Origin of the sequence: Sphingobium xenophagum NBRC 107872 (assembly GCF_000367345.1) — a bacterium.
In the GTDB taxonomy this organism is placed as follows: Bacteria; Pseudomonadota; Alphaproteobacteria; order Sphingomonadales; family Sphingomonadaceae; genus Sphingobium; species Sphingobium xenophagum.
Genome location: NZ_BARE01000006.1, coordinates 171,166 through 187,096 on the forward strand (window position 1 = coordinate 171,166; position 15,931 = coordinate 187,096).

Below are 15,931 nucleotides of genomic sequence, written 5' to 3' on the forward strand. Positions count from 1 at the left end.
AGACATTGTTGTGTTAGCCGCCTTTCGCTGCGCCAGTCGCTGTCCGCACGCCCGCCCGATTGCGGCTGGCAAGTTCGCGTTTCAGATCCTCCGGGCGCGGGGCCACGAGAAACCCGAAGCTGACCGTGCCTTCTTTGGTCTCGACCACATGATGCAGCCGGTGCGCCTGCACGATGCGCTTCATATAGGGAGAACGGGCGACATAACGGTTCTTCACCCGCTGGTGGACGATGATGTCGTGGAAGCCCAGGTAAATTGCGCCATAGGCCGCGATCCCGGCGCCGCAAGCGGTGGCCAGATTGCCCCAGCCCCATTGCACCCCGCCCAGCAGCAGGATGATGGAGGGCAGGGCGAAGATCACGAAATAGAGATCATTGGCCTCCCACAATCCCAAGCGCGGGCGATGGTGGCTGGCATGCAGGAACCAGCCCGGCCCGTGCATCACCCAGCGGTGCATGACATAGGCAAAGCCCTCCATCGCAATGACGGTCGCTAGAAAGACGAGGGCTGGCAGCAGGATCGACATGGCATCCATATAGGCGGGCGGGCGCGCTGGCGCGACCCGTAAAGCTACGAGGTGGACGAAAGGTCGGGGCCGGGCGAGGCCGGGCGCACCGGGGCGGCGTGGATCACGCGCTGGGGGTAAGGGATGATGATGCCATTATCCTTGAACAGGTGCCACAGCCGGTTGAGGACGTCCGACTTCACATTGCTGACGCCGCCTTCCGGGTCGCTGATCCACACCAGAATCTCATGATCGACGCGACTGTCGCCAAAGCCGATCAGCCAGACATTGGGTTCGGGTTCGCGCAGCACCCGCCGGCAATCGAGCGCGGCCTGCCGCATCAGGCTTTGCGCCAGCGCAAGATCGCAATCATAGCTGATTCCCACGGGAATGCGGACGCGCACGTTCCGGTTGGAATAGGACCAGTTCTCAACCTCCTGCGTCATCAGATTTTCGTTGGGGATCAGATGTTCCTTGCCGTCGCGGGTGATGACGCTGACGGCACGGACGCCGATCTTGTTCACCCAGCCGAAACTGTCGCCGACAACGATGACGTCGCCCGGCTTGATCGAGCGATCCATCAACAGGATGATCCCCGCGATCAGGTTGCCGAACGTCTTTTGCAGGCCAAAGCCCACGGCCAGGCCCAGCGCGCCGGAAAAGACGGCAAAGGCCGTGAGGTCTATGCCCAGCAGGTCGACGCCGATGAAGAAGGCGGCGACAATGACCGCGATCGCGGCAAGCTTTTGCGCCAGCAGCTTCTGGGTCGGGTCGAAGCCCTGCGTATGGTCGATCGATCGCCCGATCAACCGGTTGGCGAGGCGGACGAGCGCGAAGAGCGCGACGCAGGTCGCGGCGATGGAAAGCAGGCCAAGCAGGGTGATGCGCCGCTTGCCAAGGCTGATGCCGACCGTGTCGAGCATCGCGCCGACCGGGGCAAGGCCGCCACTGGTGCCCGATACGATGCTGAGGAACAGCAGGAGCGCCAGCGGCAATACCGCCCAGCGGGGAATGGCCAGGGTCCGCAGCGCATAGACGGCGAGCAGCGCGACCGAGAGGCCAAGGCCGATGCCCAGGACCAGGTGGCCGACCGAATCATGGGGCCAGAAGGCGGCGGCGATGCCGATCATGAAAGCGGAAATGGCATAGCGCAGCATCGCCCGGAGCCGCAGGGCGAAGGCTGGTCCCATGACCTGCGCGCGCGGCTGGAGGCGGGGGCCGATGAAGCGGGCGCACCCGGCGGCGGCCAGGTGGAGCAGCAGCGCGAACGCCAGTGCGATCAGCGGATGGATGATGCCGCTGTCGTCGGGGACACGGGCCAACAGCCAGTCTATGCCCGATAGCATCGCCCTACGCCCCGTCGCGGACGGCGCGGAAACGGGCAAGGCCGGCGGCGAGATCGGCGATCAGGTCGGCTGGATCTTCCAGTCCGATATGAAGGCGGATGGCCGGTCCCTGCGCCTGCCAGACGGTCGCGCTGCGGTAGCGGGCGGGATCGATCGGCAGGGCCAGGCTTTCAAAGCCGCCCCAGCTATAGCCGATCCCGAAATGGGCCAGGCCGTCGATCAGGGCGGCGCGGGCCGCATCGTCGCCGCCGTTCAGGATGAAGCTGAACAGGCCGGTCGATCCGCTGAAATCGCGCTGCCACAGGGCATGGCCGGGGCAGTCGGGCGAAGCGGGGTGAAGGACGCGGGCGACCTCCGGCTGATCGTTCAGCCACCGGGCAACGGCAAGCGCGCTGTCCTGATGCTGTTTGAGGCGTACGCCGAGCGTCCGCAGCCCGCGCGACGCGAGCCAGGCGTCGTCGGGGCTGACCATCTGTCCCAACAGATAGGCGGTCTGCCGGACTTTGGCGAACCATTGGTCGTTGGCGGTGATGCTGCCCATCATGACGTCGCTGTGGCCGACAATATATTTGGTGCAGGCCAGGATCGAGATGTCGACGCCATGGGACAGTGCGGGGAAATAGAGCGGCGTCGCCCAGGTATTGTCGGCCAGGGTGGTGACGCCATGCTGGCGCGCGAGCGCGGTGATGGCGGGCACGTCCTGCACCTCGAAGGTCAGGCTGCCGGGGCTTTCCAGGAAGAGGGCGCGGACCCTCTCATCGGCTAAGGCGACACTAAGCTGAACATGATCGAGCGGATCGTAAAATATCGTTTCGATACCGTAACCATCAAGCATTTGGGTGCAGAAGTTGCGGGTCGGGTCATAGGCGCTGTCGACCATCAACAGCCGGTCGCCGGGCTTGAGCACTGCCATCAGCGCGCAGGCGATCGCCGCGACGCCCGACGGAAACAGCATCGTGCCCGCCGCGCCCGGTTCCATTTCGGTGAGCGCGTCGGCGAGGCTCCAGGCCGTCGGCGTCCCCTTGCGCCCGTAGAACAGCCGCTCATGCGTGCTGCTGCCTGCCGCGCGGCGCAGATGGGCGACATCATCATAAAGGATGGTCGACGCGCGCCAGACCGGCGGGCTGACGATCGCGCCGGGCTGGCCGGGCATGCCGGTCCATTCGGGCTTTCGCCCCGCCTGCGCCAGCTTGGTCAGCGGCTTGCGCGCGTCCTTGTCCGATCCCCCCTTGCTCATGCCGGGCCGGTCGCCTTGGGCGTGGCGGGATCATAGCCCCATTCGGACCAGCTGCCGTCATAAAGGGTGACGTCGCGATTCCCCAGCATTTCGAGGCCCGCCAGCAGGATCGCCGCGGTCACGCCGCTGCCGCAGGTGGTGATGACCGGGCGGTCCAGGTCGATTCCCGCGTCCTGCAGCAACTGGCGCAGATCGTCCCCCGTCTTCATGCTGTTGTCGGGATTGAATAACGCGGCGGAGGGCAGGTTGCGCGATCCGGGGATATGGCCAGATGCCATGCCGGGGCGCGGTTCGGCCTCTTCCCCCGTGAAGCGACCCGCGCCGCGCGCGTCCAGCACTTGCGCGCCATGGCTTGCCAGATTGGCGATCAGGTCGGCCTTGGTGCGGACCTGACCGGGGGCGCGGTGGGCGATGGCGTTGCCGGTTGCGGGGGTGGCGGGGCCGCTCTGTGTCGCGCGGCCCTCCGCCACCCATTTGGGCAGGCCGCCGTCCAGAATCGCGGCCGATGCGCCCAGCCCATAGAGCCGCACCATCCACCAGCCGCGCGCCGCGCTGTGGGTGGGGCTATTGTCATAGACGATGACGCGGCTGTCGGCGTTGATGCCCAGCGCCTGCGCGCGCTGCGTCATCAGCGTGTCTGGCGGCAGCATGCCGGGGGTCGGATCGTCGGGGTCGTTGAGGGTCGGCAGGTCCATGAAGGCCGCGCCGGGGATATGCGCGGCCTCGAACTCGGCGCGCGGGTCGCGCGGCGTGCCGGGCAGGAACAGGCTGGCGTCGAGGATGCAAAGGTCCGGCTTGCCCAGTTCTGCGGCCAGCCAGTCGGTCGAAACGAGAATGTCCATGCAATGCCCTTTGGCCTGATTTCGTGGCGCTACAAGCTATTAGTAGGGCGCGCAGGCTGGGCTGGAAAGGGGGATCAGGACGGGACCAGTTCCCCTGCGGCGCGGGTGGCGGGGCGGCGATATTGCCGTGGTCCCTGATCGAGGCGGAACGGGGCAAGCCGGTCGGCGGGCGGCTCCTGCTCCTGACCCAATATGAAGGCGCGGGCGGTGCGGCCATGTCCTTGCGGCTCGCCCCCATCCGGTCCCCAGTGATAGCTGGCGTCGAAGGCGGCAAGCGGGATCAGCAGGCTGCGCTGGCCCATCGTCACCGGCACGATCTCGTCGGGCATCAGCCGCAACTCGCCGGTCAGCCGCCGGGTTTCGCCAGGCATGATCGCCATGGCGGAATGGAGCGGCAGCCCGCTTTGCTGGGCGAAGAAGGACTGGAGCAGCGCCTGTTGCTGCGCCCCTGCATTGCCGATGATGCCGCGCACCAGCACGTCCTGCGCGGGTGTGTCGCCCCGATTGTGAAGCAATAGCGTATAGCCCACGGTCATGCCGACCAGCGAATAGCGCGCGAGGCTGAGATCCAGCGCCATGTCCAGCCATGGGCGATCGGGTGCGTCGGGTGTCGCGGCGGCGGGTGTAGGTTCGGGTGCGGGTTCGGGCGTCGGCGCGGGCTTTGGCGCAGGCGCGGCTTTGGGCGGGGCGGGAGCCGGAACAGGCGCGGGCGGCGCGATGTCCACCTCTGCCGCATCCGGTGCAGTCGGGCGACGGCGGCGCAGCAGGATGAAGGCGGCGAGCGCCAGCAGCAAGAGCGCACCGCCGATGATCCACGGCCAGGGCGTGGTGTTCGCGTTCGCGGGGGGCGGCGGTGCTTCTTCTGGCGCACTGGCGGCAGGCGTCGGGGCAGGCTGCGGCGCGGGCGTAGATTCCGGCGCTGGGTCTTGGGTCTGTTCCGGCCCTGGAGTGGCGGTGGGCCTGCTTTCAGCTTCAGGCGCTGCGCGTTCCGCTGCCGCTGCCGCACGGGGCGCCGCCTGTTCCGGGGTAGCGCGCGACGGGCGGGCAGGCGGTGGCGCGGTCCGTTGAGCGGGAACTTGTGGCGCGGGCTGGGCGGGCGCAGGCGTCGGCGTGATCGTCGGCGCTATGACCGGCGGCGGGGCCGATGTTGTCGCGGGCGCGCGGAACACGTCGAGTTCCGGTCCCTGCCGGTTGGGATTGGCCGGTTGCGGCGCGCTGGTGGGGGGCAGGGTAAAGACCGGCGGTGCGTCCTCCGCCTGTTGGGCATGAACAGGCAGCGCAAGCAGCAACGGCGTGGCGAACAGGAACGAACGATGATACCCCATGGGCCGAGCCAAGGCACAAGCGCGGCTGAACCGCAAGTGAACAATGAGAAGCCGATGACACCAGCCGTGCAATCGCGTAGGGCAGCGCCATGACCGACCCTGCCTTGACCCCGCTCCATCTGGGCCAGACCAGCGCCCTGCCCGCCCGCCCGGAAGAGGCGGTGCTGGATTATGTCCCCAATCCGCGCCCCGGCCGCAATTATCTGGTCCGCTTTGCCGCGCCGGAATTCACATCGCTCTGCCCGGTGACGGGCCAGCCCGATTTCGCGCATCTGGTGATCGATTATGCGCCCGGCGACACGATCGTCGAATCCAAATCGCTCAAGCTGTTTCTGGGCTCATTCCGCAATCATGCCGCCTTTCACGAGGATTGTACGGTGGGCATCGGCGAACGGCTGTTTACGGAGATGAAGCCGGTCTGGCTGCGTATCGGCGGATATTGGTATCCGCGCGGGGGCATCCCCATTGATGTTTTCTGGCAATCGGGCGCGCCGCCGCAGGATTTATGGCTGCCCGCGCAGGATGTGCCCGGCTATCGCGGGCGGGGATGAAGAACCAGATCTGTTCGGGCTGAACCTGTCGAAGCTTCGTCGCTCTGCGGCCCTTGGCCAGGCTCAGGGCGAACGGAGGGCGGCGGCATACGCCTCCCACTGTTTGACGAACGCACAACAATGTTCGACCAGCGACATCGCGACGCTATGTCATCGCGTGACCGATGCAGCGAAACGGGCTATCCCGCGTTTCATCACGGTGCCGGTCCGATCGGACCCAAGCCTGTCTGACGTGTCGGAGTCTGAAATCCTATGTCGCTTGCCAAAATCCTGCCGCTGCTGATCGCGGCCGCACCCATCGCCCTTGCCACGCCCGCGCTGGCGCAATCTGGTTCTTCGGCCGGTACCGCCGCCGGTCCCGCTGCCGGAATCACCACCCAATTGCCGCGTGGCGCTGCGCCGACCCATTATGCCATTGAAGTGACGCCCGATGCGGCGAACCTCTCCTTCACCGGCAAGGTGATGATCGACGTCACAGTCAGCAAGGCGATGCCCACCCTGGTGCTGAACGCCGCTGACCTCAGCATTGGCGACGTCATGCTGACCCCGGCAAAGGGCAAGGCGATGAAGGGCAGCGCCAAGGTGGATGCCGAGGCGCAGACCGTGACGCTGGATTTCGGCAAGCCGCTGGCGCCGGGCCAATATAAGCTGGCGATCACCTATGCCGGTGTCATCAACACGCAGGCGAACGGGCTGTTCGCGCTCGACTATACCAATAATGAAGGCCAGGCGAAACGCGCGCTGTTCACCCAGTTCGAGGCGCCCGATGCGCGCCGCTTCGTGCCGAGCTGGGACGAGCCAAGCTACAAGGCGACGTTCGATCTGAGCGCGATCATTCCGACCGGCGAACTGGCGGTCGGCAATATGCCGGTGAAAACCACCAAGGATCTGGGCGGCGGCAAGACCCAGGTGACGTTCGGCACCAGCCCAAAAATGTCCTCCTACCTGCTCTTCTTCGGCCTTGGCGAACTGGAGCGGGCGACCAAGATGTCGGGCGCGACCGAAGTGGGCGTGATCACGGGCAAGGGCAATAGCGGCAAGGCGACGCTGGCACTGGACGCGTCGGTCAACATCCTGCCCTATTTCAACGATTATTTCGGCGTGCCCTATCCGCTGCCCAAGCTCGACAATGTTGCCGGGCCGGGCCAGAGCCAGTTTTTCAGCGCGATGGAAAATTGGGGCGCCATCTTCACCTTCGAACGTGCGCTGCTGGTCGATCCGCGCTTCACATCCGAAGCGACCAAGCGGCGCATCTACGAAACCGTCGCGCATGAAATGGCGCATCAATGGTTCGGCGATCTGGTCACCATGGCCTGGTGGGACGATCTCTGGCTGAACGAGGGTTTCGCCAGCTGGATGGCGACCAAGGTGACCGACAAGCTGCAACCCGACTGGGAAATGCTGCTGACCCGCGTGGACGGGCGCGAGGCGGCGATGAGCCTCGATTCGCTCGCGACCACCCATCCGGTCGTGCAGAAAATCACCACGGTCGATCAGGTCAATCAGGCGTTCGACGCCATCACCTACCAGAAGGGTGAGGCGGTCATCACTATGCTGGAGGGCTTTGCCGGCGAGGATGTGTGGAAGAATGGCATCCGCAGCTATATGAAGGCGCACGCCTATGGCAACACCGTGACCGATGACCTGTGGAAGGCAGTCGAAGGTGCGGGCGCCAAGGGGCTGGTCGCGATCGCCCATGATTTCACCAGCCAGCCGGGCATCCCGCTGGTGACGGTCGAAAGCGCGCAATGCCAGGGCGGGCAGACGGTGCTGAGCCTGAGCCAGGGCGAATATAGCCGCGACGCCAAGGGCAAGGCGCCGCTGAAATGGAATGTGCCGGTGATGGCGCAGACGATCGGCGGCGCGCCGCAGCGGTTGATCCTGCAGGGCAAGGGACAGATGACGCTGCCCGGTTGCGGCGCCTATGTCGTCAATGCGGGGCAGACGGGCTATTATCGCTCGCTCTATCCCGCCGCCAATGTGCAGGCGCTGGCCAAGGATTTCACCAAGCTGGCCTCGATCGACCAGACCGGATTGCTGGCGGATAATTTCCAGCTGGGGCTGGCCGGTTATCAGCCGATCGGGCTGGCGCTGGACCTGATCGACGCGGTGCCGATGACCGCCAGCCCCGCCGTGCTGGCGGAGGTGCCGGGCTATCTCGACAGTGCCTATGCCATGCTGGAAAGCGACAAGGCGGCGCAGGGCCAGGTCGCGGCCTATACGTCGGCCAAGTTGACCCCGGCGCTCACGGCCATCGGCTATGATGCGAAGGCGGGCGAAGGCGCGCAGGTGCCGGTGCTGCGATCGGCGCTGGTCTCCACGCTGGGCGATATGGGTGACAAGGCGGTGGTCGCCGAAGCCAACCGTCGCTTTGCCGCGCTGGCGAGCGATCCCGCCGCGCTCGACGGACCGCTGCGCAATGTGTGGCTGGCGATCATCGCGAAGAATGCGGACCAGGCAACCTGGGACAAGCTGCGCGCAATGGCCAAGGGTGCCAAGACCGATCTGGAAAAGAGCAGCCTGTTCGCGCTTTTGGGCGCGGCCAAGGATGAGAAGCTGGGTCAGCAGGCGCTCGATCTGGCGCTGACCGACGAGCCGGGCAAGACGACCAGCGCGGCGATCATCGCGCAGGTCGGCGCTGAACATCCGATGCTGGCGGTCGATTATGTGCTGGCGCACCGGGCGCAATATGAGGCGCTGATCGACGTGTCGGCGCGCAGCCAAGCGCTAGCGCGGCTGGGTGGCGGATCGGCGGACCCGGCGATGGCGACCAAACTGGACGCCTATGCGACCCAATATCTGACGCCCGAATCGCGCAAGGTGGTGGATCGGTCCATCGCCGCGATCAAGACGCGGATCGAAACGCGCAATCGGCTGAAGGCGCCGCTGGCGGCCTGGTTTGCGGGCCAAAAGTAAAAGTTGATCGCTCCCCTCCCGCTTGCGGGAGGGGGCGGGGGAGGGCGTGTACAGTCCCTCCCCTAACCCCTCCCTGAAGGGAGGGGCATTACAGCCCCAGCGCCTTCACGATATCGTCCCACGCCACCAGTTTGAAATTCTGCGCCGCCGCCGCGTTGTGGCCGTCCTGCGCCACGAACAGCCCGCCGGGGAATTGCGGGCCGAAATCGCCCAGCATCAGTTCGATGCCGTCGGTTTCTTCCGATCCGCCAATCGCGCCATCGACCACGCGGAAACGGCCGACATAGGCGTCGTCGGACAGGCGATAGGCGACATAGGCATTGTCGCCCTGGCTGGAAACGAGGACATAGCCGTCCTTCTGACCCATGGGCGCGATGGCGACGCCTTCGGCATCCATGACCAGATTCTTGCCATCCGCCGCCGCGATCAGCACGGGCGTGGCCCGGCCGGTCGCGCGCGCATCGAAACGCCACAGGCCGACATCTTCCTCCGCGACATAAAGGCGTGCCGTGCGGTCATCGACGGCGCAGCCTTCCGATTGCGTACCCAGTTTGAGCGTGCGGACGATGCGACCCATGGGCGCTGCGCCGGACATGTCGAGCGCGACCTGATTGATCGTCCCGTCCTTCAGCACGATGAAGGCGTAAAGCCCGTCAGCGTCGGACCCCATGCAGATGCCATAGGCTTCGCCAGCGCCGCCATCGACCTTGCCCAACGCGGTCAGCTTGGCGGTGGCCGGATCGAGCCGGAAGAGTGCGATCTTGGCATTGGCAACAGCGCTGCGGTCGCTGGCGGCGACCAGAATGCCGCGCTCGCCGTTGATCGTCACCCCATCCTTCAGATCGACATTATTGACCCGGCCCGCGTCCAGAAAGTCGCGCACCTTGCCGTCCAGACCATAGACGTAAAGACCCGCCTTCTTGTCCGTGCCCACGATCAGGCTGGCGGCAGGATCAGCGGCATTGCGCCAGATCGCGGGATCGTCCGCCGCGTCCGCATTGGTCGTGCCGACCGGCGCAGTCTCGCCGCGTGCAGTCACGGAGACGGCGGGCGTGGCATTGGCGATGCGAACCGACACCGGGACTTCGGTTTCGACAGTTGCACAAGCCGATAGTGTAATAAAAGTGAAATAGGGAATCATCGAAATGTAATATTTGTTTCGCGATATAGTCACCAACGCCTCCTAGCGGCCCATGCAGACGGGCTAGATACAAGAGATAGTTCGATCGTCAATGTATCTGTACAATACAGGGGGATTATATGGTCGCGAATAAGTGGCTGATGCTAGGTTGTGCTTCGCTTGCTCTGGTATCGACACCCGCTGGTGCGCAGGCACCTGCTGCTGCTGACGAAGTTGCGCGGACGGACGGGCCGATTACCCAGGCCGCCGACATCGTCGTCATCGCTGGCATCGGCTATCGTGACCGTACCGATACGCCCGAACCCGTGCTGAAATACGGCACCGATTATTTCCAGCGCTTCGAGCCGCTGACTGCGGGTGACGCCCTGAAGCGGGTTCCATCGGTCACCTTCCTGTCCGATGTGATCGAAAGCGATGCACCGCGCCTGCGTGGCCTGCCGCCGGGCTATACGCAGATCCTGATCAATGGCGAACGTGTCCCCGGATCGGCCGCCGACCGCAGCTTCTTCCTCGACCGCATCCCTGCCGAATTGATTTCGAGCGTCGAGATCGTCCGTTCCTCCTCCGCGCGCCGCACGGGCGACGCGGTTGCGGGTACGCTCAACATCAATCTGCGCGACGGCTATGAGCTGAATGGCGGCTATATCCGCGCCGGCGCGCTGCATTATGACGACAAGGAAATCGAGCCGAGCCTGGGCCTGGTCTGGGGCGGTCAGGTCGGTCCGGGCCGTTTGCTGCTGGGCGCGAATTTGCAGGGGCGGCACAACCCCAAGCAGAAGAAGAGCCTGCGCTACGGCGATTCGCCGGAGAATAACCCTGATTACGCCGCGGACGATTTCGACAATCGCGAGGATCAGAGCGATACCCGCGACGGCAAGGATTACAGCTTCAACGGCACCTATCAGATTGACGCTGGCGACACCAATTTCAAGCTCAATGGCTTTTACGTAAAGACCGACCGCACCGAAACCGAGCGCAGCTTCGAATATGATGACCCAAGCGCGATCACCGGCCCGGTCCCGACCGGCAATCTGCTGAGCGACAATGCCAATGTCGCCAAGATCGATCAGGAAAATTATTCGATCGACGGCAAGCTGAGCCAGAAATGGTCGCTTGGCGAAACCAGCGTGCGGGTGAGCTTTGCGAAATTCGACGAGAATCGCGACGAAACCGAATATGAGGTGGATTTCGACCGGGCGACGCCGCGCCTGACCGCCGATCTGACCCAGTCAGCCATTGTCGACAAGGAAGTGTCGGTAAAGCTGGAGCACGCAGTTCCATTGGGAGAAGCAATCAAGTTCATCATTGGCGGCTTTACCCAGAACAAGGATCGCGAAACCACGATCGGCACGATCCGCAACCGCTTCAACGTCGCCAGCGTCCGCAACAATTGGGACCAGTTCAACCAGAACCCGACTACGTTGAACACGGGTTTTGCGCCCGTGGAACCGATCGCAGGTGGCCTCAACACCATTGAAGAAGATCGTCGCGATGTGTTTGCGCTGTTCGAAGGCAAGAGCGCGGTGTTGAATTGGGAAGTCGGCTTGCGCTATGAAAGCACGGACCTGACCATCACGGACGAGACCGCCGCTGCGGCACTGCGAGTCCAGTCGAACGACTATGCCAAGCTGCTGCCGTCAGCATCGGTCAAGATCGATGTGGGAGGCGGCAACCGGATCATCGCATCGGCGGCCCGCACGAACCGTCGCCCCGAATTCAACTATCTGTCGCCTGCGACGCTGGAAGAAGAGGTGGGCGACAGCGATCTGCTGGGCAACCCGCAACTTGATCCAGAAACCGCCTGGGGCTTTGATGTTGGCTATGAACATCGGCTGGGTTCTCGCGGCATTTTTGGCGTCAACTTCTTCTACCGCGACGTCAAGGATTTGATCGAATTGACCAATACCGGCGTCGAAGGATCGGCAGGCGAAGGCACATTCGTCTATCAGCCGATGAATGTGGGCAATGGCAAGGTGTGGGGCGTGGAGTTTGACCTGTCGAGCGACTTGGCTTTTATCGGCCTGCCCAACACCGGCATTTTTGGCAATCTGTCGTTGCTGGACAGCGAGATCAGCGACTTTGCTGGCAAGCGTCGGTTCAACGACCAGTCCAAATATGTCTATAATTTCGGCTTCATTCAGGATTTCCCGCAGGCTGGCGCGGCATTCGGCGCGACCTATCGCAAGCAGGGTAGCGCATATGGCCGGGTGATCGCGGAGGAAGTGACCACCACCTATGGCGCGGACCTGGAAATCTTCGTCGAAAAGCGGATTGGCAAGACCTTCACGATCCGCGCGGTCGGCTCGAACCTGCTGAACGGCGCCAAGCGCGAGACGTTCAACAAGTTCGACAATTTGGCCGACCAGATCGACCGCGATTTCGACGAATATGAGCTGGAAAGCGAAAAGGCCGGCCCCGTATTCCAGATCATGGCGCGTTACGCCTTCTGACCTTCTCCGCTTTTGGAATGCAGGAAAAGGGGCCGCGTCCGCCGCGGCCCCTTTTTTCGCGTCAGGGCGCGACGTTCAGATAGGCCGCGACGGCGTCGACGCTTTCGCCCACTGTATCGACCGCTTCCTCCAGTTCCTCGCGCGATACGCCGAAACGGCGGGTCCAATAGTCGACCGCCTCGGCATCATCCAGACTGACATGGTTTACGTCCGGCGGCCCTGCCTGGTTATGGTCGTTGATCATCGCTGCGCCCGTCTAGTGAGTCTTCCCAAAGTATCAGCAATGCACAAATAGCGATCCGTTTCCGCTTCCCTTTAGGACAGGGCTTGACGGAGGCCGTCAGGCCAGAGGCGCGGAAGCCCAGCGCCTCAGCTTGGCGTACAGGCCGCCGATCACCGACGCGAAGATCAGGATCGACAGGGGAATGGCCCAGTGGCTTTCGCCGACCAGCGCGAGGGGCGTATCGCTGTCCGTCGCCGCGACGATCCCGGCGAAGGCGACGCCGAACAGGCTTTCGCCCACGATGAAACCCGTGGCCATCAGCACGCCCATCCGCTCGGCAAATTCCGGGTGCGACTGGCGCAGCGCCCAGCGATTGTAGAGATGGCCGATCACCGCGCCGACCGGGATCAGCAGGGTGAGCGCCATCGGCAGATAGATGCCCATGCCCACCGCCAGCGGAGGCAGGCGCAGCTTGCCTGCCTTGCCCAGCAATTCATCCACCAGCACCACGACCGCGCCGATCCCCGCGCCGATGCCGATCAATCCCCAGTCGAGATCGCCGCCGAGCACGCCCTTGGCCAGCGCCGAAATGAGCGCGGCCTGCGGGGCGGGCAGGGCATTGGGACCGGCACCCGGCGCCCCGGCGAAACCGAAGGCGCTGTTGAGCAGGTCGAGCACGGGCGGGATGACGAGCGCGCCGAACAGCACGCCCAGGATGAGTGCGATCTGCTGCTTCCACGGGGTCGCGCCGACCAGCTGGCCGGTTTTCAGATCCTGCAGATTGTCGTTGGAAATGGTGGCGATGCCGAACACGATCGCGGTGGTGAACAGCGCATAGGCGACCAGGGCCTGCGCGCGATCGGGATCGCCGCCGGAGCCGTAGATCGCCGCCAGCATCAGCGACGCGCCCAGCACGGCCAGGATGCCGACGCCCGAAATCGGGCTGTTGGACGCGCCGATCAGGCCGGCCATATAGCCGCAGACCGATGCGATGACGATGCCCGCGACCAGCACATAGGCCAAGGTCAGCGCGATCACCGGAATGGGATTGGCCGCGATCGGCCCGCCCTGGGCGAAAATCCACAGCAGGACGCCGATGGGCAGCATTGACGCAATGATGGTGCCGCCGACAATGCCGATCGGCAGGTCGCGCTCGGTCAGTTCCAGCAGGCCGGCGTTGCCCGCCTTGCGCGTGGCGTTGGCGACCATGGCGGACCGGATGCCGCTGACGATGGGGCCAAGGATTTTGAGCAGGGTCCAGATCGCGGCGACGCCGATCGTCCCTGCGCCGATGAAGCGCGCCTTCATGCGGAAGGTGGTGCCGACCAGATCAGCCAGGTCCGCGCCGGCGGGCAAGGGCGCTGTCAGGTAGGGGACGATGCCGACCCAGCTGATCAGCAGGCCCACGAACATGGCAACGCCGACCGACAGGCCGACCAGATGCCCAACGCCGATCAGCGCCATGGAAAAGCTGGTCGACATGGATGTCGCGCCTGCACCGAATTTGAAGAAGGTTGCGGCTTCCTCAGCCAGCAGCCGGGTCTTGGCGACGATGGAAAAGGCAGCGGCGGCCAGCGCGCTCAGCAGGATCGCGGACAGGCCGCGCTTATTTTCTTCCTCGCCCAGCCGCGATCCGGCGCCGACCTTCAGCACTTCGGCGGCGGCGACGCCTTCGGGATAGGGGAGGGGCGATCCGGTGACGAGCGCGCGGCGCAGCGGCACGGAATACATGACGCCCAATATGCCGCCCAGGGCGATGGTGCAGGCCGAAAGCCAGTAGGGAAAGCCCTGCCACCAGCCGATGATGACCAGCCCCGGCAGCACGAAGATGATCGCGGACAAGGTGCCTGCGGCCGACGCGATGGTCTGGACGATATTATTTTCCAGGATCGTGCCGGTTGCGAACAGGCGCAGCACCGCCATCGAGATGACGGCGGCGGGGATCGATGTGGCGAAGGTCAGCCCGATCTTGAGCCCAAGATAGACGTTGGCGGCAGTGAAGATGAGCGTGATGAGCGCGCCGAGGATCACCCCGCGCAGCGTCAGTTCGGCCATCGCGCTGGCCTGTGCCTTCTCCATTGTCACCCTTTATCCCCTTGGCTTGGCGCTTGTCGCCTGGACTTGTAATAATGTTGCTTGGCTATGGATCAATCGGAAAGTGCAATCGGGTGGCTCAGGAGGCCTTTCTTGTCGCATTTGGCGTTTGAGTGGCGTGATCGAGCCAATTGTCGACCAGTCGCGTCCAGCGCTGGTAGCCGCGCGGGTTCATATGCAGTCCGTCCGGGCGAAAGAGCGAGGCGTCGGGCAGGCCGTCACGCGCCAATAACAGGCTGCCGACGTCTAGGAAGGTGAAGCGCTCCTTCGCGGCGCGATGGGCGATCGCCTGATTCACCGCCGCCATTTTGGACCATAAGGTCCAGCGGATCGGGCTGGGTTTCAGGGAAAGGAAGGCGATCGCCGCGCGCGGATAGTCGCTGCGCAGCCGCTTGAGCAGGGTCAATATGTCGGTGGTGACCCGGTCGGGGCTGGCGCCCGCAGCCAGGTCATTCTCGCCGACATAGACGACGATCGTGCGCGGTTCGATCGGCGGGAGAAGGCGACGATAATAGCGCAACACATCGGGCGTGCTGGCCCCGCCAAAGCCGCGATTGACCGTCGGAATGTCGGTAAAGCTTGCCGCTATGTCCCACAGTCGGATGCTGGAACTGCCCAGGAACAGGGTGGCGCCATCCACCGGCGGGCTTTTGGCATTGGCCTTGGCAAAGGCCTCGATCTCCCGCGCGAAAGGAAAGGCGGGGTCGGGATTGGGCGGCCGATCCTGCGCCTGCGCGCCAGCCGCGCCGGGCACGGCGAGCGCCAGCAGCAGCGCGGCAGTCGCCCTAGTGGCGATGGAGGTGGCGCAGGCGATATTTGCCGTCCGCATAGGCACCGAACATACCTGTAATGGCAGGGTGATCGACCGGCTCGTCACTGTCGTCGGCGATCAGATTCTGCTGACTGACATAGGCCACATAGCTGGATTCGCCATTTTCGGCGAGCAGATGGTAGAATGGCTGCTGCTTGTCTGGCCGCGCATGTTCGGGGATGGCGTCATACCATTCCTCGCTATTGGCGAACACCGGGTCAATGTCGAACACGACGCCGCGAAAGCCAAACATGCGATGCTTGACGACGTCGCCAATGCTGAAGCGGGCATGGACAATCGGCGGCGCGCTGACGCCCGTGCCGAAAATCTGAATCGTGTTTCTCATATGTCCAATTTAGGAGCCTTCGCCCGCCACACAAGAAAAATACCGACAAGCCTGCTTGGCAAGGCGGGATTCATTCGCTAATGGCCGCGCTCGACCCGGTTGGGACGGGCTTTTCCTGTGCGAAAAGCCGCATGTCCCGGCCTT

General features: G+C 64.3%; 13 protein-coding genes. 3 read left to right on the top strand and 10 right to left on the bottom strand.

Translation table 11 applies throughout. The features are described 5' to 3' along the window. Positions 1 to 13: 13 nt before the first annotated feature. The 5 genes from SX1_RS03450 to SX1_RS03470 form a co-directional block, all read right to left on the bottom strand. Positions 14 to 526, bottom strand: coding sequence for a sterol desaturase family protein (locus SX1_RS03450; RefSeq protein ID WP_026149474.1), 513 nt, complete (start codon positions 524 to 526; stop codon positions 14 to 16). Between the two features lie 44 nt (positions 527 to 570). Continuing rightward, entirely contained in the window at positions 571 to 1,851 is a 1,281-nt protein-coding gene (locus SX1_RS03455) for a mechanosensitive ion channel family protein (RefSeq protein WP_019051940.1), read from the bottom strand. Between the two features lie 4 nt (positions 1,852 to 1,855). After that, entirely contained in the window at positions 1,856 to 3,088 is a 1,233-nt protein-coding gene (gene metC, locus SX1_RS03460) for a cystathionine beta-lyase (RefSeq protein ID WP_019051941.1), read from the bottom strand. Further along, on the bottom strand, positions 3,085 to 3,930 hold the full coding sequence (locus SX1_RS03465) for a sulfurtransferase (protein ID WP_019051942.1): 846 nt from the start codon (positions 3,928 to 3,930) through the stop codon (positions 3,085 to 3,087). Before SX1_RS03465 ends, metC begins: the two co-directional genes overlap by 4 nt. Before the next feature lie 74 nt (positions 3,931 to 4,004). Next, complete coding sequence (locus tag SX1_RS03470) at positions 4,005 to 5,255, bottom strand: hypothetical protein (RefSeq protein ID WP_019051943.1); 1,251 nt, start codon at positions 5,253 to 5,255, stop codon at positions 4,005 to 4,007. A gap of 89 nt (positions 5,256 to 5,344) precedes the next feature. On the opposite strand from SX1_RS03470, the gene queF reads away from it, so the two are divergent. Both queF and SX1_RS03480 read left to right on the top strand, forming a co-directional pair. Then, positions 5,345 to 5,806, top strand: a complete 462-nt coding sequence (gene queF / locus SX1_RS03475; protein ID WP_017181686.1) for a preQ(1) synthase — start codon at positions 5,345 to 5,347, stop codon at positions 5,804 to 5,806. Between the two features lie 252 nt (positions 5,807 to 6,058). Further along, positions 6,059 to 8,722: a M1 family metallopeptidase gene (locus SX1_RS03480; RefSeq protein WP_019051944.1), complete on the top strand. Its 2,664-nt coding sequence runs from the start codon at positions 6,059 to 6,061 to the stop codon at positions 8,720 to 8,722. A gap of 88 nt (positions 8,723 to 8,810) precedes the next feature. Here SX1_RS03480 and SX1_RS03485 read toward each other — a convergent pair whose 3' ends face one another. Next, positions 8,811 to 9,863, bottom strand: a complete 1,053-nt coding sequence (locus SX1_RS03485) for a phytase (protein ID WP_019051945.1) — start codon at positions 9,861 to 9,863, stop codon at positions 8,811 to 8,813. A 119-nt stretch (positions 9,864 to 9,982) separates the two neighbouring features. On the opposite strand from SX1_RS03485, the gene SX1_RS03490 reads away from it, so the two are divergent. After that, positions 9,983 to 12,313, top strand: coding sequence for a TonB-dependent receptor plug domain-containing protein (locus SX1_RS03490; RefSeq protein WP_019051946.1), 2,331 nt, complete (start codon positions 9,983 to 9,985; stop codon positions 12,311 to 12,313). A gap of 61 nt (positions 12,314 to 12,374) precedes the next feature. Here the strand turns inward: SX1_RS03490 and SX1_RS03495 are convergent, their stop codons facing one another. From SX1_RS03495 to hspQ, 4 genes are all read right to left on the bottom strand, one after another. After that, positions 12,375 to 12,557, bottom strand: coding sequence for a DUF3606 domain-containing protein (locus tag SX1_RS03495; protein ID WP_019051947.1), 183 nt, complete (start codon positions 12,555 to 12,557; stop codon positions 12,375 to 12,377). Between the two features lie 96 nt (positions 12,558 to 12,653). Then, positions 12,654 to 14,615 carry an OPT family oligopeptide transporter gene (locus tag SX1_RS03500; protein ID WP_231377672.1) on the bottom strand — a complete coding sequence of 654 codons (1,962 nt, stop codon included), beginning with the start codon at positions 14,613 to 14,615 and terminating at the stop codon, positions 12,654 to 12,656. A 94-nt stretch (positions 14,616 to 14,709) separates the two neighbouring features. Then, positions 14,710 to 15,459 (bottom strand): GDSL-type esterase/lipase family protein, encoded by a 750-nt coding sequence (locus SX1_RS03505; protein ID WP_017181679.1) that lies wholly within the window; start codon positions 15,457 to 15,459, stop codon positions 14,710 to 14,712. Beyond that, entirely contained in the window at positions 15,416 to 15,787 is a 372-nt protein-coding gene (gene hspQ / locus SX1_RS03510) for a heat shock protein HspQ (protein ID WP_019051949.1), read from the bottom strand. Before hspQ ends, SX1_RS03505 begins: the two co-directional genes overlap by 44 nt. Positions 15,788 to 15,931: the final 144 nt, after the last annotated feature.